We start from the raw sequence: 991 nt of genomic DNA on the forward strand, positions 1-991 counted from the left end.
GAATTTCGTTTTCGTCAAACAGTTGGTTTATTTCATTCGGGTCTAAGTTGTCATTAGCCTCATTCGTGCTCATCCAAGAACGTGCTTGTTCAGCATGACCCATGCCAGTAATTTTTGATAATGCACCGCCTATACCACCATTACGCTTGATCCAGCTCAGTACCATTGGCATGAGGACAGCGATAAGCATCCCTTTGCCGCCAAAGCCACTACTGTTACGCTGACCGCCTAATACGCTACCTAAGATATCTCCCAGTCCACCAGCGCCTGAGCTTACATTACCACGCTGATTGCCACCAGCCAAACCACCAATGATATCGTCTAGCCCAAAACCATTATCAGGCTTACGATCGTATTGCTGCGGATTGTAGCCACCTGCTTGACTACCGCTGCCCAATACGCTGCCTAATATATCGCCCAAGCCACCAGTACGACGTGGGTCGGTGCGTTGGTTGACTGGATTGCGCTGAGCATCGTCTGGATTCATCGCGCTACGTGCAACTTGGCTGACCAAATTTCCTAATAAGCTCATACTCTATTCCTCTTTTTGTCATGTTATTTATCATAAAAACCTACTGCCTAATCCTATAAATACTTGCTTTTCGCTTGTATAAATTTGAGAAATGAGACAGTCGGTTTATGTGCTTTATTATTAACTTTTAATATAACAAAACTCTTTGAGCATCGAGATAGTTGTTTTGTTATGGCATGTAGGTAATCGTAAGCTCACAAAAAAGAGAGAAAAACTGAATAAAGGTATGAATGCTAATTAGCAAATTTAACCTTTATTTATATTGGCTAAAATACTGAGCTCTCGCCATTGCTCAAGGCTTACTTGATCGCGAAATATAGTCATTGATAAAGATCGCTGATAAGGCTCAACGATACTGAACTCAAAAACCATTGCCCATTGATAGCGGTTGACAGAGATTAAATGCGCTTGCCATAGCTCATCGCCGCGGCCTGTTCGCATCAACAACTGCCATTGTTT

General features: G+C 42.8%; 1 protein-coding gene and 1 pseudogene. Both read right to left on the reverse strand.

Annotation, left to right across the window (positions count from 1 at the left end):
* Positions 1 to 532, reverse strand: a 532-nt coding sequence (locus ACS8FC_RS15160) for a YidB family protein (RefSeq protein WP_439297381.1), incomplete at its 3' end; no start/stop codon positions are given.
* Positions 533 to 778: 246 nt separating this feature from the next.
* Positions 779 to 991, reverse strand: a pseudogene (locus tag ACS8FC_RS15165) (hypothetical protein); the annotation flags it as partial.

The sequence above is a fragment of the Psychrobacter sp. 1Y4 genome (genome assembly GCF_051847555.1).